This is a genomic window from Leptotrichia wadei (genome assembly GCF_007990445.1).
GTDB lineage: Bacteria > Fusobacteriota > Fusobacteriia > Fusobacteriales > Leptotrichiaceae > Leptotrichia > Leptotrichia wadei_A.
Genome location: NZ_AP019841.1, coordinates 326,122 through 348,374 on the forward strand (window position 1 = coordinate 326,122; position 22,253 = coordinate 348,374).

The 22,253-nt window shown below is 30.8% G+C and carries 25 protein-coding genes; 13 read left to right on the forward strand and 12 right to left on the reverse strand.

Features of this window, described 5'->3' with window-relative positions:
- Positions 1 to 2 precede the first annotated feature (2 nt).
- From FVE74_RS01735 to FVE74_RS01745, 3 genes are read left to right on the forward strand one after another with little or no spacing between them, the layout of a single operon-like run.
- Positions 3 to 389: a phage tail fiber protein gene (locus tag FVE74_RS01735; protein ID WP_147002925.1), complete on the forward strand. Its 387-nt coding sequence runs from the start codon at positions 3 to 5 to the stop codon at positions 387 to 389.
- Positions 389 to 1,198, forward strand: coding sequence for a DUF2313 domain-containing protein (locus FVE74_RS01740; RefSeq protein WP_147002926.1), 810 nt, complete (start codon positions 389 to 391; stop codon positions 1,196 to 1,198). The genes FVE74_RS01735 and FVE74_RS01740 overlap by 1 nt, the downstream gene beginning before the upstream one ends.
- A gap of 15 nt (positions 1,199 to 1,213) precedes the next feature.
- Positions 1,214 to 1,987: a hypothetical protein gene (locus FVE74_RS01745; RefSeq protein WP_147002927.1), complete on the forward strand. Its 774-nt coding sequence runs from the start codon at positions 1,214 to 1,216 to the stop codon at positions 1,985 to 1,987.
- On the opposite strand, the gene FVE74_RS01750 is transcribed toward FVE74_RS01745, so the two are convergent.
- Positions 1,984 to 2,346: a hypothetical protein gene (locus FVE74_RS01750; RefSeq protein ID WP_147002928.1), complete on the reverse strand. Its 363-nt coding sequence runs from the start codon at positions 2,344 to 2,346 to the stop codon at positions 1,984 to 1,986. The two genes, FVE74_RS01745 and FVE74_RS01750, sit on opposite strands and share 4 nt — an antisense overlap.
- A 38-nt stretch (positions 2,347 to 2,384) precedes the next feature.
- Between FVE74_RS01750 and FVE74_RS01755 the strand changes: the two genes are divergently transcribed.
- Genes FVE74_RS01755 through FVE74_RS01800 form a run of 10 tightly spaced genes read left to right on the forward strand, consistent with a single transcriptional unit; the run spans position 2,385 to position 6,896 of the window.
- The gene (locus tag FVE74_RS01755) at positions 2,385 to 3,320 is read left to right on the forward strand and encodes a tyrosine-type recombinase/integrase (RefSeq protein WP_147002929.1); all 936 of its coding nucleotides are present in this window, start codon (positions 2,385 to 2,387) and stop codon (positions 3,318 to 3,320) included.
- 24 nt (positions 3,321 to 3,344) lie between these two features.
- Positions 3,345 to 3,911: a hypothetical protein gene (locus FVE74_RS01760; protein WP_147002930.1), complete on the forward strand. Its 567-nt coding sequence runs from the start codon at positions 3,345 to 3,347 to the stop codon at positions 3,909 to 3,911.
- Complete coding sequence (locus tag FVE74_RS01765; RefSeq protein ID WP_147002931.1) at positions 3,912 to 4,448, forward strand: glycoside hydrolase family 108 protein; 537 nt, start codon at positions 3,912 to 3,914, stop codon at positions 4,446 to 4,448.
- Between the two features lies 1 nt (position 4,449).
- Complete coding sequence (locus FVE74_RS01770) at positions 4,450 to 5,031, forward strand: N-acetylmuramoyl-L-alanine amidase (protein ID WP_146961737.1); 582 nt, start codon at positions 4,450 to 4,452, stop codon at positions 5,029 to 5,031.
- A gap of 1 nt (position 5,032) precedes the next feature.
- Positions 5,033 to 5,425: a hypothetical protein gene (locus FVE74_RS01775; RefSeq protein ID WP_146961735.1), complete on the forward strand. Its 393-nt coding sequence runs from the start codon at positions 5,033 to 5,035 to the stop codon at positions 5,423 to 5,425.
- A 47-nt stretch (positions 5,426 to 5,472) separates the two neighbouring features.
- Positions 5,473 to 5,652 (forward strand): hypothetical protein, encoded by a 180-nt coding sequence (locus FVE74_RS01780; RefSeq protein WP_147002932.1) that lies wholly within the window; start codon positions 5,473 to 5,475, stop codon positions 5,650 to 5,652.
- A gap of 18 nt (positions 5,653 to 5,670) precedes the next feature.
- A complete protein-coding gene (locus FVE74_RS01785; protein ID WP_147002933.1) occupies positions 5,671 to 6,042 on the forward strand; it encodes a hypothetical protein in 372 nt (123 codons plus the stop codon).
- Entirely contained in the window at positions 6,020 to 6,343 is a 324-nt protein-coding gene (locus tag FVE74_RS01790) for a hypothetical protein (protein ID WP_147002934.1), read from the forward strand. Before FVE74_RS01785 ends, FVE74_RS01790 begins: the two co-directional genes overlap by 23 nt.
- A 19-nt stretch (positions 6,344 to 6,362) precedes the next feature.
- Entirely contained in the window at positions 6,363 to 6,545 is a 183-nt protein-coding gene (locus tag FVE74_RS01795; RefSeq protein ID WP_147002935.1) for a hypothetical protein, read from the forward strand.
- A gap of 60 nt (positions 6,546 to 6,605) precedes the next feature.
- On the forward strand, positions 6,606 to 6,896 hold the full coding sequence (locus FVE74_RS01800) for a hypothetical protein (RefSeq protein WP_147002936.1): 291 nt from the start codon (positions 6,606 to 6,608) through the stop codon (positions 6,894 to 6,896).
- A 181-nt stretch (positions 6,897 to 7,077) separates the two neighbouring features.
- On the opposite strand, the gene guaA is transcribed toward FVE74_RS01800, so the two are convergent.
- The 11 genes from guaA to FVE74_RS01855 form a co-directional block, all read right to left on the reverse strand.
- Positions 7,078 to 8,622 (reverse strand): glutamine-hydrolyzing GMP synthase, encoded by a 1,545-nt coding sequence (gene guaA, locus FVE74_RS01805; RefSeq protein WP_147002937.1) that lies wholly within the window; start codon positions 8,620 to 8,622, stop codon positions 7,078 to 7,080.
- Positions 8,623 to 8,833: 211 nt separating this feature from the next.
- Complete coding sequence (gene nrdG / locus FVE74_RS01810) at positions 8,834 to 9,382, reverse strand: anaerobic ribonucleoside-triphosphate reductase activating protein (RefSeq protein ID WP_147002938.1); 549 nt, start codon at positions 9,380 to 9,382, stop codon at positions 8,834 to 8,836.
- Between the two features lie 30 nt (positions 9,383 to 9,412).
- Positions 9,413 to 11,659, reverse strand: coding sequence for an anaerobic ribonucleoside triphosphate reductase (locus FVE74_RS01815; protein WP_147002939.1), 2,247 nt, complete (start codon positions 11,657 to 11,659; stop codon positions 9,413 to 9,415).
- A 613-nt stretch (positions 11,660 to 12,272) separates the two neighbouring features.
- Positions 12,273 to 13,367 carry a metal ABC transporter permease gene (locus FVE74_RS01820; protein WP_018450446.1) on the reverse strand — a complete coding sequence of 365 codons (1,095 nt, stop codon included), beginning with the start codon at positions 13,365 to 13,367 and terminating at the stop codon, positions 12,273 to 12,275.
- A gap of 3 nt (positions 13,368 to 13,370) precedes the next feature.
- A complete protein-coding gene (locus FVE74_RS01825; protein ID WP_018450445.1) occupies positions 13,371 to 14,327 on the reverse strand; it encodes a metal ABC transporter permease in 957 nt (318 codons plus the stop codon).
- A 1-nt stretch (position 14,328) separates the two neighbouring features.
- Positions 14,329 to 15,105, reverse strand: a complete 777-nt coding sequence (locus FVE74_RS01830; protein ID WP_060917827.1) for a metal ABC transporter ATP-binding protein — start codon at positions 15,103 to 15,105, stop codon at positions 14,329 to 14,331.
- A gap of 260 nt (positions 15,106 to 15,365) precedes the next feature.
- Positions 15,366 to 16,301, reverse strand: coding sequence for a metal ABC transporter solute-binding protein, Zn/Mn family (locus tag FVE74_RS01835; protein WP_018450443.1), 936 nt, complete (start codon positions 16,299 to 16,301; stop codon positions 15,366 to 15,368).
- Positions 16,294 to 16,968 (reverse strand): metal-dependent transcriptional regulator, encoded by a 675-nt coding sequence (locus FVE74_RS01840; RefSeq protein ID WP_146961721.1) that lies wholly within the window; start codon positions 16,966 to 16,968, stop codon positions 16,294 to 16,296. The genes FVE74_RS01835 and FVE74_RS01840 overlap by 8 nt, the downstream gene beginning before the upstream one ends.
- 694 nt (positions 16,969 to 17,662) lie before the next feature.
- Complete coding sequence (locus FVE74_RS01845; RefSeq protein WP_147002940.1) at positions 17,663 to 18,241, reverse strand: biotin transporter BioY; 579 nt, start codon at positions 18,239 to 18,241, stop codon at positions 17,663 to 17,665.
- 78 nt (positions 18,242 to 18,319) lie between these two features.
- Positions 18,320 to 21,256: an autotransporter outer membrane beta-barrel domain-containing protein gene (locus FVE74_RS01850; protein ID WP_147002941.1), complete on the reverse strand. Its 2,937-nt coding sequence runs from the start codon at positions 21,254 to 21,256 to the stop codon at positions 18,320 to 18,322.
- A 148-nt stretch (positions 21,257 to 21,404) separates the two neighbouring features.
- Positions 21,405 to 22,103: an N-glycosylase/DNA lyase gene (locus tag FVE74_RS01855; RefSeq protein ID WP_147002942.1), complete on the reverse strand. Its 699-nt coding sequence runs from the start codon at positions 22,101 to 22,103 to the stop codon at positions 21,405 to 21,407.
- Positions 22,104 to 22,253: the final 150 nt, after the last annotated feature.

Consider the following 22,253-nt stretch of genomic DNA (forward strand, 5'->3'; position numbering starts at 1 on the left):
AAATGAGCGGATTCACATTAGGGGCAAAAGCTAAAATATTGAATACACTGTTTGAAGGCAAAACATATTATGCTGGGCTTTTGACAGCAGTTACAACGGGAGAAAATGGAAAAGAAAATGCTACAGAGCTTGTTTCAGCTTCGTATGCCAGAAGAACTATAAACTTTGCTTCAACTTCATCAAACGAAACAAGCAACGTGGCTTCTGTGAAATTTCCTGAAGCAAGGGAAGATTGGGGGCGTATTATAGGAATTGGAATATATGATTCATTGACTGGTGGAAATTTAATAAATTTTGCTACTTTTGACGCAAGAGATGAGGTAATAATTTACGCTTTAATGCAGTATGAAATAGCAAAAAACTTTTATGTGATAGGATTTAGAAATTAATGGTAAAAAATGTACACCAGAAGTCAGTTGAATATATAAAAGATAATTTTAATATAAGCGAATTATCAAATTTCTATGTAAAAGATTTCGTAAATGATGGTAGAAATAATGATTTTGCTTTAATCAAAAGCAATCCTAAAGTAGCAAATTTTGTGAAACATACAAATAAATTATCTGAAATGACAGTATCAGAATTATTAAATTATAAAGTGAGTGATTTTTCATTTTTCATTGGATTGGATGATTATGTAAACTTTACACAAAAAATTACTGAAAAAAAGTTCCCGTTAATTTTTTCATACGACAATGATTATGCTGATGTTATATACAATCTTGCTAAAAATGATTACTACAACAGTATGATAAATTCCCTTCCGGGAATATTCAGAAATTCAAATCTTATACAAGATGTATTTCATTTTGCGGATCTTGAATTAAAATCACTGGAATTTATAATTGGAACATTAGTAAAAAACAGAAGATTTATAACGGCAAGAAATGAAGTCTTAGAAGAGTTTGAAGAACATTATAAATTAATATCAAGTAAAAATTTATCAACAATTTTTAAAATAAACAGAATCATTTCCAAACGTATTTTAAGGCGCGTAACCACTTTACAGAATTTCAAAGATACAATGAAACTATATTTTATCTATAACGACAATGTAACAATAATGAATGATAAAAATAATTTTCAGTACACTGTAGATTTTCGTTCTAGTACTGTAGATAAAGAATATTTAAATTACTGGCTGGAATTGATTTATGAAGTTATACCAATCTGGTACGACATAAAAATTGTATATTAAATGAAGGGAGAAAAAATGAAACAAACAACACTAGATTTAATAAAAAATATAAATGAAAATACCTTTATACCTGCAACTACTCAAAATGAATTATTTGAACTGTTTCAATTAGATACAGTCGCTGATTTAAGAAAAGTTTCAAGGAATTTTATGAAAGTGTATGAACTTTTGGAACATTTCGATAATCAGACTTCAAACGCCACGGAAGAAAAAGAGGGTATTGTAAAATTTGGAACAGAAGCAGGAAATGCAATAGATGCGGAAACTTGGAAACAAGCAATAGGACAAACATTAGGTGGATATGTAAGTAAAGTTGAAAATAAAGAAGCTGGGAAATGGTATATAAATGATTTGACTGACGGGAAAATATACAAGTGCATACAGAGTCACACAAGTACAAGTTTCGATATTACTAAATTTGTGGATATTACGAATGTTGGACTTTCGAACAAAGTGGAAAATTTATACAAAGTTCAGCAAGCGAAACTTTATGTGCATGCCGAAGCGATAGGACAAGGCAGAACTACATGTAATATTGTGGAAAAATGTGGTAATATAGTAACTATCATTTTTGATAGTGGTAATGCCTTAAAAAATATTAATGATAATACTGTTATTTTTCAAATTCCAGAAGGTTTTAAGCCAAAAACTTTCCTTTCAGTTAATGCTTCACAATACAATACTTCTAACGGAACAGTTTACATCGAACCTAGCGGAATTGGAAAATGGAAAGGTGCAACAGTTAATTCGGCTAGTATTATTTTTTCGGTTAGTTATATTGTTAATTAATCAGCAACAAAAGCAATAATTTGCCCTGAAATCTGTAAATTTCCATTAAAACCTGGACGTAAGGCAGGAAAAAATTTTAAGCTCTTAGTTGTGGCTTCTAAAAAAATTTCTGCAACTTCGCCACCTGCTCCACCTGTTCCGTTAGCACAGGAGCCACTGACGTTTTTCATATTTTTGCAAAACCAATCTGGCAGAATAAATTTTGTTTCGTATTCATTTTTAATTGATAAATTTCCAAAATCAATAATTCTCAAATTTCCTACTATCGTTAAATTAAAAGCTTGATTTTGGATACCGTTTGTACTGTTTAGTGTTACTTTTTCACTTTTAAAACTGGATAAATTTTCCAATTTACTCAAAAAAGCTATACTTAAAAAAAAGTATAGGAGTAATTCAAATGAACAAAAATTGGGGAATTTACAAGGAATACCTGAACAGTTGCATAGTGAGAAATGAAAGTGTAAAAAACACAACGTACAGGACTTATAAAAACAGTATGAAGCAATTTATTAAATATTTGCAACAATATGAAAATAATTATTATCTCTTGAATAGAAAAAATGCAAAAAATATGATTGGGATTTTAGAACGATACATAAGACATTGCAGAGAAGTAAAAGGGAACAATGCAAGGACTATCAACAACAAAATAACGGCAATAAGTAGCTTTTATATATGGGCTGTTAAAAGAGATTTAGTGGAGGTGCATCCGTTCCGGGATAAACTAGATAGATTAAAAGTTACAGATGTGGAAAAGAGGAGGAAAAGCTATTATTTAAACAGTAAAGAAATAGTGGAAATACAAGTGAAAATGAAGTTATCTGAAAAATATGATTTGCAAGATCAGATAATATTCAATCTTATTATTGACACAGCATGCAGAATAAGTGCATTACAGTCAATAAAGTTAGAAAATATTGACTTGGAAAACGGGATAATAAGCGGAATTGTGGAAAAAGAACAGAAAATAGTTGAATTTGTAATATTTGAGGAAACAATAGAGCTTATAAAGGAGTGGTTAAAATGCAGAAAAAACAGTGCTGAATATTTATTTATTACTAAATATAGAGGAATATTTAAACAAATGAGTAAAAGCACTATAAGAGACAGAGTAAGAAAAATTGGAAAGCTTGTTGGGATAGATAATTTGTATCCTCATAGTTTACGAAAAACAAGTATTAATCTACTAGCAGAAGTCGGAGGGATTGATTTAGCGAGTGAATTTGCAAATCATTCAGGAGTAGATGTTACAAAAAAATATTATATAAGAAAAACTACTGCAGCAGAAAAAAAGACGAAATTACTTGAAATGAGAAAAAAAATTGGATTTTAAAACAAAAGATGGGAGAAAAAAACAATGGAAGAATTTAGAGTATATTTATATGATAAAAATGGGAATTTAATCGGAATATATTTAGCACCATCACAGGAAGAATTTGAAACGGATAAATTGAAATATTGTAGCGAATATGTCGAGGGGGAAACTTATATTTCTTATATTGAAATCAATAATGCAATAATTGATAACGGAGTTATTAGAGAAATGAAAACTTCTGAAAAAATAAACGCTGGTTTTATAACTCTTTTAGATGGGCAATATTTGGAAAATGAAGAAATAAAAACTATTGAAAAACCAAATAAATATAGTAATTGGGATAAGAACATTAATACTTGGGTGGAAGATAAAGCAGAAAAGCTAAAATATTTAAAGGAGTTGAGATATCAAAAACAGCAAGAATTTGTTAAATACAAGAAAGAGCTAGAAGAAAAAGAAGAAGAAAAAACAGAATTTGAAAATTTAGGTTTTGACATAACTGAAACGGAGGAAATGATAACAGAAATAAAATCTGAAATGGATTTATTGAAAACTGAAATAGCAAAATTAACAAAGGACATAAAAAAAGTTGAAAAGGAAGTGGCATAGATGGATAGATTTGAAAAGATTTTCAGCTTCACGTTAGCTGTCGAGGGTGGCTATACCAACGACAAGAATGATAAGGGTGGCGAAACAACATGGGGAGTTACTAAAGATGAAGCAAAAAGAAATGGTTATCGTGGTTCTATGAAAGATTTGACGAAAGAGTTTGCAAAGAAAATATTGGAAAAAGACTATTACCTGAAAAATCGTTTGAATGAAATAAAAAACGATAAGGTCGCATTGTCAATATGTGACTGGAGTTTTAACTCAGGAAAATGGGCAACTAAAAAGGCACAGGTAACGTTAAACAGATATTTTGGCTATAATCTAGTTGTGGATGGTATTTTTGGAAGCAAGACTATAAAAGCCTTGAATGAAGTGGAAGAACAAGGAAAATCAGCAGAATTTCTGAGAGATTACCATAGCATACAGAGAAAATTTTATCATTCTATAGTTGAATATAATTCAACTCAGAAAGTTTTTTTGACTGGATGGTTGAATCGTGTTGATAGAAAAGAAAAATACTTGAAGGAGATGGTGTAAGATGAAAAAAATTTGTGTAATAATTGGGCATGGCGGAAACGATTGCGGAGCAATTAACCCTCATACAAAAGAGACTGAGCTTGCTTACAATACCGAACTTGCTGATATGCTTATGGGGGCATTAAAAAATGAGTATGAAATCGTAAAATATAACAGGGGATATAACAAAGTTGAAAATATTGGGATAGTCAATGGTTATAAATCAGACTTGATTTTATCGCTGCACTGTAATTCATTTAATGGAATTGCTTCAGGAACAGAGGCACTTTACTGGTATTCAAGCGAAAAATCTAAAAAATTGGCAGAGATATTAAGTAAAAATATTTCTGAGACTTTTGGAATCCACAACAGAGGAGCGAAACCAAGAGTTACAAATGAAATTAAGAAACGGAATCCTATTAAATTCAAAGATATGGAAACAAGGGGAAGTTACTTGCTTTATAGGACAAATGCCCCTTGTAACATTATTGAACCGTTTTTCATCGATAACGATAGCGATTTGAAGCTCGGAAAAGAGAAAAAACGGGAATATGTGGAAGCGATAAAAAAATCTATAAAAGAATATTTTGAAGGAGTGATGTAAAATGAACATACTAACAAATGTATTAAATCAATTTGGAGCAAATTTAACAAATTTATTGGCGGTAGCATTAGCTGGACTAATAGCAAAAGGATTATCTTTAATTATAATTAATGGGCATAAATATTTGCTTAAAAGAAAAATATCTAAATATGTACTTAAGTTTATTCCTCAAGGAATAGCTTATGGTGATATGCTAAAAGGCATAAAGCCAAATCGGGAAAGACTAGTTCAGGCTGTTCTAACTGTTCAAAATAGAGTTCTAAAAATGTTTCCTGAAAAACAAAGACCTACAATAGACAGATTGATAGATGAAAATGCTATTGCTAGAGAGATTGAAAGAAAGCTGAATGAGGACAAGCAGGAGGGTTTAGCAAAGCCGACAATGGAAAAATAACTTCCACTGCCGGGAATAAAATAGTTGATAAAGTTGTAGGAAAGTTAGTGGAGAACAAAAAGTTATCTGCTATCACTGATAATAGAATGAACTTTAATATAATTGATTACAGGCGTGATTATAGCAGAAGCAATGTGTATGCCGATATTAGTTATAGGGAGAACTTTAGAGGAGATAGGGAAGTAATGGCAAGGGCGGGGTTCATCTATTACTTTGACAGGAAATAATTTTTGGAGGCATAATTAATGATAGAGGATTTGAAGGTAATAATAGACAATCACGGACTTTTCCTTATACTGTTCTTTTCAGGAGTGCTGTTTGGAGTAGTGGCACAGAAGATGATAGACAATCAGCCAGTTAAGCCATTTTTTAAAAGAATAGCGGTGGCTGGGATGACGATGGCTATTTCGTTATCTTTAAATAAGGTAATAGGTCACTTCTCAGCTAGTTTTTTATATCCTTTAAGTCCGGTTTTTGGATTTTTCGGTGAGGCTTTGCTGGAAACGGTAAATCAGAAAAGATATGGTATAAGCACAGGATTTTTGGAACTTCTGCTGGAAAAGTTCGGATTTGTCAAGAAGAGAGATGATAAAGATGAAAATATATCACAGAAGTAGGAAGTTTGCAATCGTAATGTTTGCACTGATATTTTTAAATTCAGCAATTACGCTAAAGTTGAGAAGCTATCAAAGACAACAAAATCTGAATTTATTAAGAAGCAGATTAAAAAAAGAGAGCAACATAGAGATTTTCGACAGTATAGAAAGAAAATCGAAAACGGAAGATTTAATACTTCTGATAAGTACAAACTTTGTCGCTTTAATAACAACTGTTGGATTCGACAGATTCGGAGTGTTTGAAGAAAGTGATGAAACTGTAAAGAAAAACAAGAAAAAACTTGTGAAATTATTTTTGTAAGTTATTGGGGTAGCCAGAAATGGCTATCTTTTTTTGTAAAAAAGTTGTTGGTAAAATACAAAATATACTGTATAATAATCTCAAGAAAGGATTAAAATACGGAAAAAGAAAAACCAGCAAAATAAAATATACTTCAAAATCTATATCGCTTTCAATGGAAAATGGAATGAATCGGAAAGTAAAGTACAGGAACAGGGAATAACTAAAAACGAACTTGTTGCTGATCTAATAGAAAAATATTTAAAGAAAAATAGGAGAAAAAATGAGGAAAATAAAACAAAATAATAATTTTATGAAAAAGAACTACAGACATTTTTTAGTAAGTGAAGTAAAAAAAGAATTTGGAAATGATGTTAAAAAATATATAGACTGGGAACTAGGCGTACTGGAAACAGGATTAAAAATGACAGGAAGTGCTGAAATGTTAAATATTTTAAATAAATATAGAAGTGATTTAATAGAAACAATACTATCTAAAGATAATGAGATTGTACAAACTGTGATGGCAAATACTTTAAGTGATTATAGAGAAATGGAGAAAAATAGCAACTAAATATGATAAAATAAAAATTGACAAATAAGAAAATAATGTTATACTTTTAATAGAAAATACAGGATAAAGTAAAAGAGGCTGAAATATGCCTCTTTTTGAATTTTAGTACCTTTTTAGTACTTTTATATTTTATTGATGTTGTCAAAGTAAATAAACAACGCATTAAAATTAATTTTATTGATTATTCCCATTCAATTGTTCCAGGTGGCTTAGAAGAAATATCATACACAATTCTATTGATTCCATTTACTTTGTTTATAATCTTGTTTGACACTTCTTCCAAAAATTCATAAGGCAATTTTGACCAAGTGGCTGTCATAAAGTCAATTGTATTTACTGAACGAATAGCGGCTACAAATTCATAAGTTCTTTGATCTCCCATTACCCCGACAGTTTTTACAGGTAACAATGTTACAAATGCTTGATCTACTTTATCATAAAGCCCTTTTTCCATCAATTCAGTAATGAAAATGTCATCAGCTTCCTGAAGAATTTTTACTTTGTCAGGCGTTACTTCTCCAATTACACGGATTCCAAGTCCTGGACCTGGGAATGGATGTCTTTTTATAATTGTGTCAGGAAGTCCAAGTTCGTGTCCTACTTTTCTAACTTCATCCTTAAATAATTCCTTCAAAGGTTCCAATAACTCAAATTGCAAGTCTTCTGGCAATCCTCCAACATTGTGGTGAGATTTTATTGTGTGGGAAGGTCCTTTTATAGACTGAGATTCAATAACATCTGGATAAATTGTTCCCTGTGCCAAAAATTTTGCACCTTCTTGACCTTTAAGTTTTCTGATTTCTTCGTTAAACACTTCAATAAATTCATTTCCAATGATTTTTCTTTTAGCTTCAGGTTCATCTACACCTTTTAATTTGTTTAGAAATCTGTCTTTTGCATCAACAAATACAATATTCAAGTCAAAATGTTCCTTGTAGTATTCTAATACTTTTTTTCCTTCATCTTTTCTCAAAAGTCCAGTATCTACAAACATGCAAGTAAGCTGATGTCCAATTGCATTGTTAATAAGAACTGCGGCAACTGATGAATCTACTCCTCCAGAAAGTGCAAGAAGCACGTGCTCATCTCCAACAGTTTCCTTTATAAATTTTGTCTTTTCAGCAATAAAACTTGAAATTTTCCAATTTTTTTCACATTTACAAATGTTAAATACAAAATTTTTCAAAATTTGAGTTCCACATTCAGAATGAACTACTTCTGGATGGAATTGCAATGCGTAAATTCCATTGTTATTTGTAATTGCAGCAATTGATGAATCAGTTTTTGCAATTACTTCAAAATCTTTTGGCAATTCTGTGATGTGGTCATTGTGGCTCATCCAGATGTTAGAAGATTTTTTAACTCCTGTAAATAATGGATTATCATTATTTCCTACTTCCAAGACAGCTTTTCCAAATTCCCTCGAATCAGCTTTTTCAACTTTTCCGCCATTTAAATGCGTAATTAGCTGCATTCCGTAACAGATTCCCAGAATAGGAAGATTTAGGTTAAATACTTCAGGATTTACAGTTGGAGCATCTTTTTCATAAACTGAAGCAGGCCCTCCAGAAAATATAATCCCTTTTACCTTTTCTTTCCCGCTTTTTATTTTCTCAATATCAATTAAAGGCACAATTTCGCAATAAACTTCCATTTCCCTAATTCTTCTGGCAATTAGCTGGCTATATTGCGAACCAAAATCGATAATAATAATTTTTTCCTTCACTTTTCACCTCTATATATTAAATTTTTTTTATAAAACATAATTCTACATAAATATTTTATCATTATTTTTAAGTTTTTTCTATATATTTTTACATTAATTTTTCTTTTGATATGTAAATGTTAAGTGCATTGTTTTTTTATGAAATTTTATATTAAAAAAATAGATTTATTCATCAATTCAAAATTTATATTTATAAAATTAATAAATAAATCTATTTAATAAAAAAATCTTCCTTTTTTATAATTCTCTGATTACTGCTTCCCCTAAATTTTATTTTTGGGTCATAAAGTTCCTTTACAAACCGTCCATCAACTAGCACATCCACATATTCAAGGCATTTTTTCCGCAATTCATCACAGCGAATCTGTTCAATCGTATAACCTGTATAAAGCCATATATTCTTTCCTGTATTTTCCTTCAAAAATTTCAGAACTTTTAACATATCTATTGGATTAAAGAGAGGATCGCCACCAGTTATTGTAATTCCATCAAGAAGAGTATTTTCATTTATTTCCTTGGCAATTTTTTCTAAAATTTCATAAGTTAAAGTATTTCCATGATTTGGATTCCATGAATACTCGTTATGGCATCCTGGGCAGGCATGAGAACAGCCAGAAAAGTAAAGTGAATAACGAAGACCAACACCGTCAACGATTGTTTCCTTGTAAGTTGTTAAGATTTTCAATGTAAAATCATTTTTTGGAGTTTTTGAAAATTTTTTTTCTAAAATTTTTTCTTTTTCTGTCTTTAGTTTATTCACTTTAAATTACCTCGCTATTATATAATATATTTATTTTATACCATGTTTTACCCTGTCATGTTCTTCAGCTTGCTTAGCGCTGTTCCAGCTGTCTAAATCTCCTGTCAGATAGCCTGTTATTCTTCTAATTCTAGAAATATTATGACTTCCGCAAATTGGGCATTTATCATAAATTATTGCTTCTGTTCCACAATCTCTGCATCTGTCAACTGGATGGTTTATTGAACCGTAACCAATTCCAGAATCCTTCATAACCTTTACGATTTTTAACATGACACCTATATTTTTTCGTGCTTCCCCATCTAATTCCACATAGGTAATATGTCCACCTCTTGTCAATTTATGAAATGGAGCTTCCTTTCTAATTTTATCAAAAAGGCTAATTTCCTTTTTTACATCAATGTGAAATGAATTTACATAATAATCTCTATCTGTCACATTCTTGATTACACCAAATTCATCCCTGTCAATACGTAAAAATCTTCCTGCCAAACTTTCTGCCGGAGTTGCCAAAATTGAATAATTCAAATGATACTTATCTCTAAATTCATCTGCAACTGCACCCATTTTTTCAATCGTATCATAAAGCACCTTATAAGCAACTTCACTTGTTCCGTGTTCTGCATCAAATAAAGCATACATCGCATTTGCCCCTCCAACAAAACCAATTGAAAGAGAACCTGTATTTATTGTATCTCCAACTTCATCATTTCCATCTTTTCCCCCAAGCCCTTTCCATAAATTATTGCTTCTCATAAATGGGAATTGTTTTGCCAAAGCTGTTTTTTGAAAATTATAACGCTCATAAAGCTGATCTCCAACTAAATATGTTGCTTCCAGCACTCTTCTTTGAAATTTTCCTGTCAAAAGTTCAATTTTTTTATTATTTTTTTCTTCTTCATTCGCAAATTTTCCATCTTTTTCCATTTCTGCAATCTCTTTTTCTACATTTTTTCTAGTCAAAATCGCAATTCTGGGGAAATTAATACTTGTAAAAGACAAGTTCCCACGTCCAAGGCTAGTTTTTTCACCATTTACATTTTCAAATACACGTGTTCGGCAGCCCATTGTTGCAATTTCATATTTATATCTTTCAGGATCATCCATTCTCCATTTTTCGTGTTTGTTAAATTCTGAATCTAAAAATACAAAGTTTGGAAATAATCTTCTGCTTGAAGTTTCACAAGATAATAATAGCAAATCGAAATTTGGTGTTTCAAAAAGTGATTTTTTATTTTGTAAATTATCATCATAAGAAATTTTTTGTTTTTTTACAGTTTCTAAAATTCCATCAAAGTCGCTTCTAGCTAAATCGTAGTCATTTTCAGAATAATTAAGCCCTTCCTTTACCTTAAAAATTTGTATTGGAAAAATTGGAGTTTCATTTTTACCGAGTCCGCTTGATGTCGCCTTTAATAATTCACGGATAACCATTCTACCTTCTTCTGAAGTGTCAGTTCCATAATTTATTGAAGAAAAGACAACTTGATTTCCACCACGAGAGTGCATTGTGTTCAAATTATGTAAAAATCCTTCCATTGCCTGATAAGTTTCATTTTGAGTATCATCATAAGCCTCAACTAGCAATTTAATTAAATCATCTCTATTTATTTTAAAGTATTCTTCCAGTAATTTGATTTCATTTTCATTGCATTTAATTGAAGAAACATTTTTTTTCAAAAATTCTTTTGCATTTTTTTCATATTCTTGTATAATTTCCACTCCATTTTTTATTTCTACAAAGCTCAAAATTCTTCTTTTCAAATGACGTCTAAACGATTTTAACACACCTTTTGCCATATAGAAGTCAAATGCTGGTATTGCCTGTCCGCCATGCTGTTCATTCTGGTTTGTCTGAAAAATAATGGTAGCAAGTGTCGCATAAGTGGAAATACTCTGTGCTTCCCGAATATATCCGTGCTTAGTATAAAAACCATTCTCAAACATGTCTGCCAAGTCATATTGCAGACAAGTTGTAGTTTTGCTGGAATAAAAATCCAAATCGTGAATATGAATAAGCCCTTTTTCGTGAGCTTCCTTAAATCTTGGTGAAACTAAATTTTCCAAAGCATAAATTTTTGATACTTCACTTGCAAACTTCATCATTTGCCCTGCTGGTGTCATTGAAGACATATTGGCATTTTCATTGCACGTATCGTTGCTTTCGACATTCACTATTCCTGCTATTATATTTTTTAAATTTTCTGTTAATTGTGGTTGCATTTTTATTCCTCCCTTATTTTTACTTTCATACTTTTCCACTTTTCTGCAAACCATCAACTTCCCTTATCCCTCTAAACATATCTAATTCATTCAGGCCTTTTTTACCTGAAACACTATATATTGTTTTCATAACATAATGATAACACAATATTTTGTGTTTTTCAAGTTTCATAAAAAAAATATATAATTTCATAGTTCCCTATTTTTTCGAATTTTTAGATTTTTTATACTATTAATTAGGATAAAAAAAATTTATTTATCTTATTTTAATTATATATATCATAAATTTTTGAATTTGTTATGAGCTTACTATTTATAATATTTCTTATTTAAATGTTAGATTTTGTATGAATTTTTTAAATAAAAAATTTAGATTTCTTATTATAAAATAAATAAAATACAGTTTTTTGTTCTTCTAACTAAGTTAGTATTCGATATATTTTAGAGGTAGACAAAGTAAATTAGAAAAATTTTAAACGAATGGAGCCTTGTATTGGAGAAAAGTAATATAAAAAGGATTGTTTCATATAATTTATAAAAAACAATCCATAATAGTTGATTTATTTTAGATTTATTAATTAAAAAAATAGAAATTTAGTAATAAGAGATTTTGTCCCTTTGTTAAATAAGAATTTATAATAAATTTTCTGTTTGAATGGATATAATATTAGATATTTAGTAAATATTTTTCTCCTTTTTCAGAAACCTTGAAAACATCATTATCCACATAAATATATTTTTCCTTTTTTGCCTTTTCAATAACTTTATCTAAAAAGCTTTTATTCCAACGAAGATGGTTATCAATCGTTTCAGTTCCACATTCATCTTTTTCATGTTTAGTATTAGCATGGTTAGACAAATGGATTAAAAGAATTCTAACTGAAAAAATCATTTTTTGGCTTCTTTTACGATTAATTGTAAAAATTAGACCTTTTTTAGGAGAAAAAATTAATGTTAAAAGAAAAATTACTCCTATTATTACTGCGATACTTCCCGCTATTGAAATATCAAAAAATCTTGCAAAATGAAATCCAATGATACTTGCTACAGCTCCCAGAACGAGGCTTAATCCTATCATTACTTTTAGCTTATCTGTTAATAAATACGCTGTAATTGGAGGCCCAATCATAAATGCAACCACCAGTATTGAACCTACTGCCTCAAATGAGGATACTGCTGTCATTGATACAAGCGACATCAGCATATAGTGAATTAATATCGGCTTCATTCCAAGCGTTATTGCAAGAGCCTTGTCAAATACCGAAATTTTTAATTCCTTGAAAAAAATAACAACAAAAGATAAATTTATTAAAAATACGATAAAAGTTGCAACTAATCCTTTAGCAATGCTAAATCCAAATATCTGTATCCGATTAAATGGTGCAAATGCCAGTTCTCCCAGTAATACTGAATCAACATCCAAATGTACATTTCCAGCATATCTTGAAATTAAAATTACCGCAATACTGAATAACAGCGGAAAAACCACTCCAATTGCAGAATCTTCCTTGACAAGTCTTGTTGAATTAAGAAGTTCCACAAGGTAAACGGTTAAAACTCCAACTATTCCCGCACCAACGATTAACAAGGGAGAATTTAAGTCATGAACTGCAAAAAATGCAACTACAATTCCAAGTAAGATAGTGTGCGTAATCGCATCCGAAACCATTGCCATACTTTTTAAAACCAGAAATGTTCCTAAAATCGAGCAGGCACTTGCCACCATTATCGCAATTAATTGTATTTCCAATGAAAAATTCATAATTTATTTCCCCCTTTCCAAATTATTCATTTTTAAACTATTTAATTCAGATTTTTTATTTTCAAGTTTTTTCTTAAATTCTTTTTTTCTTTTCTGATTTCTTATAATTTTAAATACAATCCCTCTTTTATTTGAAAAAAGAATACTAATAATTACAATTATACTTATAATTATGACAATAACAGGCCCGGTAGGCAAATTACTTTCACTTATACTAATCAAAGTTCCAAGCAGACCTGATATTCCTCCAAAAAATGCCGCCAAAATTACCATAATCGAAAGTTTGTCTGTCCATTGCCGTGCTGCAACTGCTGGAGAAATAAGCATCGCACTTATTAAAATTACTCCTGCCGCTTGAATACCAATTATTACGGTTGTTACAATCAATATGGAAATTAATATTTCGATTTTCTTGCTTGGAAATCCCAATGTTTTAGCAAAATCAGAGTCAAACGAAACAATTTTAAATTCCTTCCAGAAAAGAATAATTATAATTAAAAGAATAATCCCTGTAATGAAGATAATATTTACATCTCTTTTAATAAATGTCGATGCTTGCCCAAAAATAAATTTATTTAATCCCGATTTATTTGCACCCGGCAATTTATTCAAATAAGAAAGTAAAACTAACCCTAACCCAAAAAATACTGATAAAATCAATGCTAAAGCACTATCAAATTTTATTTTTGTATAATTTTGAATTAATTGGATTAAACCAATACATACAATTCCTGTTATTAAGGCACCAAGCAGCAAAACTTCTGTATTTTTCACGTTTGTAAATAAAAAAGCTAAGCAAACTCCGGGAAGTGAAGCATGAGAAACTGCATCTCCCAATAAACTTTGCTTTCGTAAAACGGCAAAACATCCAAGTATTCCTGAAACCATTCCAAGCAATAGACAACCAAGTGCAACTGTTCTGAATGTATGATCTGTTATAAGAAGATTTAATATATTCATTTTATCGCTCCTTTTCAATTTCAGACAGATTTTCATTATTTTGAGTTGCTTTTTTACTCTTATATGTTTTTTCAATATTTTCAGGAGTAAAAATTTCTTCCACAGGTCCAGAAGCTATAACAGACACATTTATAAATGTCACATAATCAAAATAATCCTTTACTGTCTGCAAATCATGATGAACAACAATTACAGTTTTTTTCTCATCTCGCAATTTTTTTAAAATATTTACAATAGATTTTTCCGTTTTACTGTCGACACCTTGAAACGGCTCATCCATAAAATATATTTCAGCATCCTGCACTAATGCCCGTGCCAAAAACACTCTTTGCTGCTGACCACCAGACAACTGGCTTATTTGCCTATCTGAAAATTCATCCATTTCAACTTTGTGAATCGCTTCTTTCGTTTTTTCTTTATCAATTTTTCTAACTTTCTTTAACCACCCGACTTTTCCATAACGCCCCATTTCCACAACATCAAATACAGTAGTGGGAAAATCCCAGTCAACACTTCCTCTTTGTGGTACATAAGCTATCTTATCCCGCACTTTGCTATATTTTTCATTATAAAATCTTACTTCTCCAGTAACAGGCTTTAGTAAATCAAGCATTGCTTTAATTAAAGTAGATTTCCCAGCCCCATTTGGTCCCACTATAGCCATAAGGACTCCCTTTTTAATGTCAAGCTCAACATCCCACAAAACAGGCTTATCTTCATAAGCTACCGTTAAATCCTCAACCCTTATAATAATATCATCAGAAACATTTTGATTCATCTTTCCTCCTTCTCCTAAATTGTAAAACTGTTCTATTTCTGCAAATTTATTTTTTATTTAATGTCTCATTTTGTCTTAATTTTTAATAATCATTTTGTATTTTTATAAAATAAATTGTTATTAATAAATATTTTCCTTTAATTTTTTATGTTATTTTTTTAATTATTGCAAGGGTATCAATCGCCATACCCTTGCATCCCCGCTTGTCTAAGCATTTTTTGAAAATAAAAATTATGGTCTGAGAAAAGCGAGTTTAATTTTTATTTTAAAGCATTTACAATGGTATCGGCGTTTGCTTTAACTGTTTTAATATAAGTTTCAGAGTTATGTGCTTTATCTCCTAGCGAATCTGAATACAATTCTCCACCTATTTTAACTTCTTTTCCTCTAGCTTTTACAGCTTCCTGCAATGCTTCTATACTTTTTTTCGGAACAGAAGATTCTACAAATATTGCTTTTATATTTCTTTGAACAATGAAATTGGCTAAGTCGCTTATATTTTTTGTACCAGTTTCAGAATCTGTAGAAACACCTTGTATTGCTTTTACTTCTAGTCCAAATTGTTCTCCAAAGTAGTTAAATGCATCGTGAGCTGTTACAAGAACTCTGCTTTTTTCAGGAATTTCACTTATTCTTGTTTTTACATAAGTTGTAAGTTCATTTAGTTCAGCTTTATATTTTTTCAAGTTTTCTTTGTAGTAGTCACTATTTTTAGGATCAAATTTACTTAATTCAGCTTCGACTGCCTCAGCTTCTTTTTCCCATAATTCTGTATTGAACCATACATGCGGATCAGGAGTATTTTGGTCAACTAAATGAATTTTACTTTTATCTAGTTTGTCCCCAACATTTAGTATATTTTTGTTTTGAGAAGTTAATTTTTCAAAAATTTCTGTCATTTTACCTTCCAGATGTAATCCACCATACACTATAATGTCTGCATTTCCAAGTTTTTCAATATCTCCTGCACTAGCACTATACAAATGCGGATCTACTCCTTCTCCCATAAGTCCTGTAACTTCGACTTTATCTCCACCAATTGTTTTTACAAGGTCAGTAAGCATTGTCGTTGTTGTCGTAACTTTTATTTTTTTTCCTGATGAAGCTCCACCTTTTCCACAAGATATTAGTAGCATCATTGCTACACATACTGCGATTACTAAGTTTAATTTTGTTAATACGTTGTTTTTACTCATTATCTGTCTCCTCCAAATCTTTATTTTTTTTATAAACCTCAATCATATCTGCTGCATTAAAAGCCACTATTTTTCCATTATTTTGCTCACTTTTCAAATATATCGGTCCATTAAACGGATCTTTTCTTTCTACAATATATTTTTCCTTTAAATTTATATCTAAATCCCTTAGATAATCATATAATTCTATATTATCTTCCACACTTAATATAACAATTTCATCATCTTCCTCAGCTTCAGATAATTTTATAATATTTTCCTCATCTAAGTTTTCCAAATCATAGAAAATCGGGCTTCCGTGCGGACATTCCTTAGGATAAAACAGGAATTTTTCCAGCTTTTGAAGAAGTTTATTGCTAGTTACATGTTCCAAAATTTCTGCTTCTTTATGCACTTCTTTCTTTTCATATCCCAGCTTTTCAAACAAAAAAACTTCCCAAACCCTATGTTTACGTATAATGTCAAGTGCAAAGCTGTTCCCTTTTTCAGTAAGTTTTACTGTTTTTTTGTCGATAGTTAAATAATCATCGTTTGCCAACTTTTTTATCATTTCACTAACTGAAGCTGGAGAGATATTTAAATATTCTGCAAGTTTTTTATTGGAATATTCCTTCTTTTTTTTCAAAGTATATATTCCCTTTAAATAGTCTTCTATACTTCTGCTCATCTCAACTCCTTTCAGGTTTAGCTAAACCTAATTTTAAAATTAGGAAGACCTAATAACAATAATATATTAACATTATATACTTTGGTTGTCAAGATATTTTTTTAATATGAATATTTTTAACATTAAAATAATAAAATTGAGATAAAATAAAAAATGCATCTAATAACATCAGATCTTTTATCTGACTATTATAAAATGCATTTTAAATCAAAAGTTATAATGATATTTTCCAAAAAAGCAAATAATAAATCAATTTTATACTAAAATCCTAAAATAAGAATAGGAAATAGTATAAAACTGTTGATTTCTCTCCACTTATATTCTATAATATTTTTTCAAATAATACTGTAACTTATGTTACAAAAAAACTCCCGTTTAAAAAATTTTTTTTAAAACGGGAATTTATACGATAATTAATATATCAATTTTTATGGTTTCAAAATATTTGCTGAAAATTTATATGAATAATCTTCATTTTTCAAAAATTTTACTGTTCCTATAATATATGAAATAATCCAGTAAATCCAAAGTCCAGTAATACATAAGCTAATGGCTGTATAGCTGAAACAATTACAAATTGAGTGAGAATCACAGTAAAGTTCATATTCAGTATTTTATATACAATTTGTTTTACTTTTTCAGGCAATTTCTTTTTAGATAGATGTATAATAAATTAATTCTTTCTATTAGATATTTATTTGTCATTTTTTGGAATAAATTTCCACAATGTCGGAAGTAAAAGTGTTACAGTAGTTGATTTTAATGCATCTCCAGGAAGGAAAGGCAATACACCAATCATAAACGCGTTTTTTCCAGGTACAAATAATGACAATACTAATGAACCTAATGTTAAAATAATGGCACTTGAAAGTATTAGTGAAAGAATTGTTTTAACATAAGACTTTGTAACACCTCTATCTGCTAAATATCCTAAAATTATTGTAGCTGCAATATATCCTAAAATATATCCGCCAGTTGGTGAGAATAATGAACCAGCTTTACCTCCAGCAAAAATTGGAGCGCCTAAGCTACCTGCCGCAACATAGGAAAGTATAGTTGCAGTTCCCAATTTTCTTCCGTATAATAGTGCCATTAGTGTTACTCCAAATGTTCCAAGTGAAATTGGTACAGGAGTGTAAGGAAGCGGAATTAAAACTTGAGACATTATTGATAAAAATGCCACTCCGCCCAGCACTAAAAGAATGTTTTTAAAAGTTTCCTTTTCTTTTGCTTCAATTTTTACAATGTTGCTAATTAATGTATTCTGTTTCATAAAAAAAACCTCCAGTTTTATTATTTTATAGTATTATAACACTTGTTATTTAAAAAGTCAACAAATCTAAAATTTAGATTAAAAATTAAATCTGACTCCTGTTGTAAACACATTATTGTTTCCTTTACCTTTTCCGCCGTCAACAGAACCATCATAATTTACATACCATCCAAAGTCTTTATTTACTTCTGTTAATGCTCCAACTCCAGCCCAAGTCTTGTTCTTAGCAAGTCCAATACCTTTTACCTTGAATGTTGCTCCTGGAAGTCCAGTATATCTTGCATCAAAACTTAAATCCTGCTTATTAAAGGCTCTTTGATGTGTTACGTAACCTTGGAATGTAGTCTTGCTTCCACCTTTCCAGTTTACAGCTTTTCCAGCTCTAAGCCCAACTAATGCGGCTGTCTGATTATAATTCTTCTTATCAGCAGTCAATCCAAATTGGCTTTTTTCTTCAGAGAATGATCCTCTTACAACTGTATCGTGAGTTAATCCCACAAACGGTGTCACGACAAAGTCTCCGTTAGCATTTTTAACATCGTATCCTGTTTCTAAATATCCAGAATAAACCTTGTCATTATGATTAATTTTAGCTCTAGTATAGTCGTTGCTGCTTAAAATAATGTCTCTTTCAACATCACTGTCAATAAATCCGACTCCCAGACGTCCTTGCAGATAAACAGGAACATCTTTATTTCCTAATCTTCCATACAATGAAATTCCAAAGTTGTTAGCATCAGATTTTCCGCCATATCTGTCAAATTTAACATCAGCTTTTGAATAGGATAAAGCAGTACCTAAAATCAAGTTTTCTCCAAATTGCTTATCAATTCCGACTTGTCCACCGTATACTTTAGTATCTCCCTTTCCATATCCATCTTGTTTTAATTTACCGTTAGCGCCTAATCCAGTAATCCACAATCCAAATTTGTCTCCAACATTGTCAAGAGTTCCCAGCATAACCAATCTGTTAGACAAATCCTTGTTTACAGTTTGCGAATGCTGGAATGTCAATGCTTGTGCCGAAGCATAAATTTGTCCAGACAAACTGTCCAAAACAGCTGCTCTGTTTGAAGAAGTAAGGGCTTGCAATTTAGCGGCTTTTCTTTCAAACTGTGCAACATTTCCAGCTGTTCCATTTTCAATATCCTGATCTAATTTTTGAAAGGCAGTTTCCAGATTTTGTGCAGTATTTTTTTGCATTTCATCAGATTCTGAAATTTTTTCCACATAATCCAGTATGTTTTTTCTGCTTACTTTTGCAGAAACAGAATTTTCAGTCTGATTTAATTTAGCATTTAACATTTCATCAGTATTTACGCTATTAAAGTTTCCTTCAATCTTGTCATCTGATGTAATGACATCTTGTGCAGTTCCATTAGATGTTATATATTTTCTTTCTCCATTTTCTTCAGGTTTTACTTCAAGTTTTGAGTTGTTCAGGCTAACTTTCCCTTTTACATGTATATTAGAATTTAAATCTGTCACAACTCTAGAGTTTTCCAATGATGAATAATTTCCAGCAACTTCAGTAGAACCAGTATTTTCTACAGTACCGTTATTTATAACATCATTTTTAATTACAGCATTATTTGTAGAAAGAATGGCTTGTTTTTTTACGTTAATTGAAGAAGAATAAACGCCGTTTACTTGCAATCTTCCGCCATTTACCGTTGTAGGCCCTGTAAATGTAGAATTTCCAGATAAGATTAAATCTCCAGAACCGTTTTTAATTACCCCTGCATCTCCTGAAATGTCATTTGAGAAAATATAACTTCCGCTTGGAATATTAATGGTTACATTATCTGCAAGCGCAAGCTGCTTGCTAAATAAGGCAGGCCCTTTTAATGCCTTGTCGATATTTAAAAGTCCCCATCCATAAACATCATCAACACCAGGAGTTCCTATATCTGTTGCAGTTGATAAAATTGTCTGTCTAATTAAATCAGCATCCATCCAAGGATACTTTTGCTTAATTAAAGCTGCTGTTCCAGTTACAATTGGCGCTGCAAAGGAAGAACCTCCACCAATATAATTTTGTCCTTTTATTGTAAATATCTGGTCTCCAACAGCAGTTACAGTCCAGTTTTTAGCAACTCCTGCAGGTGATAGAGGAGTTAAATTGCTCCAGCTTGTATCTCCCAGTTTAGATTCATCTTTTGAAGTCAATGCAACTACATTTATCCATCCTTTTTGAAGTCCGCTTTCAAAATGTGGCAATCCTCCTTCAAGTGTAGGCTGCTTGTCAGAAGAATCATTTCCGGCAGACCATACAAATAATGAGCCGTTATTTACTTCATTTCTATAAAAATCAAGCATAGAGCTTCCAATTTGAAATCCGTAATAATGGCTTGAAGTATTGTCAGCATTAAAGTCAGTCACTTCTCCGTCAATTCCGAATGACTGGTTATAAATAGTTACGCCGTTATCTCTTAATTTTTGATACATTTCCAGTTTTACGCTTGGATAAGTGGCATTCTTGTCGGTATTTCTTTTTGCTGCATCAATTACATAGACACTGGCACCTTTTGCAATTCCATTTGAAGATCCTGCCGCAAGATCAGCAACAACAATTCCATGATCATCACTTGCAGTAGCTTCTGATGTAAATCCTGAGACTGTAAGTTTTGTTAAACGGCTTCCAAATTTTTCTGTAAGATCAGAATTAAATGATGAGTTTTCAAATCCAACATCAATGATTCCAATTTTTACATCATTGCCTGTAAGTGTTGTATTTGAATTGTTATGCGGGTTGTTTTTGTCATAGGAAACAGTGGAAGAATTCCATCCTATTTCGGAAGTTGCTGTTGTTACAGTAGGCTTTGTTGTTACTGGTGCTGGATTAGCAGGTGTTGGAGTTGCAGCTGAAGTTCCGCCTGAATTTCCGGCTCCGCCACCTCCTCCGCCACCTCCGCCACAGCTTACTAGCAATGCTGCTAATCCGAGGATAATTGAACTTTTAGCAAAGTTATGCTTTTTAATATCTTCTTTTAATTGTTTTAAGTTAGAGGTCATAGTAATCGCTCTCCTTTCGCTGTTTTTAATATTGATCTGATTTTAAAATAAAGAATTGGATTTTTAGTTATATATTCAATATTTATAATGAACTCTCTATAATATTTTACCATATTTTTTTGAAAAAAACACTACGTAACTTTGGGAATTATTTAAAAATCTCTCCAGCTTCCTTATACCATAAAACCAAATCTAGTTCATCCATTTTTATTTTTGAAAAATCTGAATATTCTCTCATTTTTTCTTCTATTTCATAATATTTTTTTTCAGTTATCGACTTGGGAATTTCCTCAATTACATTAAGGGCCTTTAGATTTCTTAGAATATGCCTATCCAAAATTGCAATATTTTCTCCAAATCCAAGATTTCGCAGTACGTGATTTGCCTCCTTTAATCCCATTCCCTTAACATTTTTCAAAATCCATTTTCTTTTTTCAAAAGTATCTCCAATTTCGGACAAAATCTTCTTTGGCTGTAATTCTCCGTTCCTTGTCATTAATTTTCGCAATTCCACCAAATATCTGGACTTATTATTTTTAAATCTGACAATATTTAAAAATTCAACCATTTCTTCTGCCTTTCCATTATACAGCAGCCCGTTTTCCACTAAATTTGTAATAGCTAGCCAAGCATTCTTAGCCTTCGACTGAGGTGTCAAAATACAAAATGCCATTTCTGCAAAAACTTCCTTTTCTGTGCCTTTCCAAGCCTTTTTATAACCTTTTATAGCCTTTTCAATCCCTGCTTTTATTTTTTTGTAAATCTCAAGAATTTCCTCATGCTTTTTCCAGTCAATTCTTTCATTAATTTTATTTTTATCATTCTTTTTTTTAATTTTTTCAGACATAGTTAAAATTCCTTCTTTTATTCTTCTTTGATAATTTTAATATCGGATCTGTTCAATAACTTAATTTTTTATTTTACAAGGTGCTTCTTTATTAAATTCTAAAATACATACAGTTTCCAAACAAGCCTATTACTTTCCATTTAAATAATG

What these genes read in the sequence shown, in the direction of transcription:
- FVE74_RS01735 (WP_147002925.1), top strand. Translation starts at nt 3, where the DNA reads ATGAGCGGATTCACATTAGGGGCAAAAGCTAAAATATTGAATACACTG.
- FVE74_RS01740 (WP_147002926.1), top strand. Translation starts at nt 389, where the DNA reads ATGGTAAAAAATGTACACCAGAAGTCAGTTGAATATATAAAAGATAAT.
- FVE74_RS01745 (WP_147002927.1), top strand. Translation starts at nt 1,214, where the DNA reads ATGAAACAAACAACACTAGATTTAATAAAAAATATAAATGAAAATACC.
- FVE74_RS01755 (WP_147002929.1), top strand. Translation starts at nt 2,385, where the DNA reads ATGAACAAAAATTGGGGAATTTACAAGGAATACCTGAACAGTTGCATA.
- FVE74_RS01760 (WP_147002930.1), top strand. Translation starts at nt 3,345, where the DNA reads ATGGAAGAATTTAGAGTATATTTATATGATAAAAATGGGAATTTAATC.
- FVE74_RS01765 (WP_147002931.1), top strand. Translation starts at nt 3,912, where the DNA reads ATGGATAGATTTGAAAAGATTTTCAGCTTCACGTTAGCTGTCGAGGGT.
- FVE74_RS01770 (WP_146961737.1), top strand. Translation starts at nt 4,450, where the DNA reads ATGAAAAAAATTTGTGTAATAATTGGGCATGGCGGAAACGATTGCGGA.
- FVE74_RS01775 (WP_146961735.1), top strand. Translation starts at nt 5,033, where the DNA reads ATGAACATACTAACAAATGTATTAAATCAATTTGGAGCAAATTTAACA.
- FVE74_RS01785 (WP_147002933.1), top strand. Translation starts at nt 5,671, where the DNA reads ATGATAGAGGATTTGAAGGTAATAATAGACAATCACGGACTTTTCCTT.
- FVE74_RS01790 (WP_147002934.1), top strand. Translation starts at nt 6,020, where the DNA reads ATGAAAATATATCACAGAAGTAGGAAGTTTGCAATCGTAATGTTTGCA.
- FVE74_RS01795 (WP_147002935.1), top strand. Translation starts at nt 6,363, where the DNA reads ATGGCTATCTTTTTTTGTAAAAAAGTTGTTGGTAAAATACAAAATATA.
- FVE74_RS01800 (WP_147002936.1), top strand. Translation starts at nt 6,606, where the DNA reads ATGAGGAAAATAAAACAAAATAATAATTTTATGAAAAAGAACTACAGA.
- FVE74_RS01815 (WP_147002939.1), bottom strand. Translation starts at nt 11,659, where the DNA reads ATGGTTTGCAGAAAAGTGGAAAAGTATGAAAGTAAAAATAAGGGAGGA.
- FVE74_RS01820 (WP_018450446.1), bottom strand. Translation starts at nt 13,367, where the DNA reads ATGAATTTTTCATTGGAAATACAATTAATTGCGATAATGGTGGCAAGT.
- FVE74_RS01825 (WP_018450445.1), bottom strand. Translation starts at nt 14,327, where the DNA reads ATGAATATATTAAATCTTCTTATAACAGATCATACATTCAGAACAGTT.
- FVE74_RS01830 (WP_060917827.1), bottom strand. Translation starts at nt 15,105, where the DNA reads ATGAATCAAAATGTTTCTGATGATATTATTATAAGGGTTGAGGATTTA.
- FVE74_RS01835 (WP_018450443.1), bottom strand. Translation starts at nt 16,301, where the DNA reads ATGAGTAAAAACAACGTATTAACAAAATTAAACTTAGTAATCGCAGTA.
- FVE74_RS01840 (WP_146961721.1), bottom strand. Translation starts at nt 16,968, where the DNA reads ATGAGCAGAAGTATAGAAGACTATTTAAAGGGAATATATACTTTGAAA.
- FVE74_RS01845 (WP_147002940.1), bottom strand. Translation starts at nt 18,241, where the DNA reads ATGAAACAGAATACATTAATTAGCAACATTGTAAAAATTGAAGCAAAA.
- FVE74_RS01850 (WP_147002941.1), bottom strand. Translation starts at nt 21,256, where the DNA reads ATGACCTCTAACTTAAAACAATTAAAAGAAGATATTAAAAAGCATAAC.
- FVE74_RS01855 (WP_147002942.1), bottom strand. Translation starts at nt 22,103, where the DNA reads ATGTCTGAAAAAATTAAAAAAAAGAATGATAAAAATAAAATTAATGAA.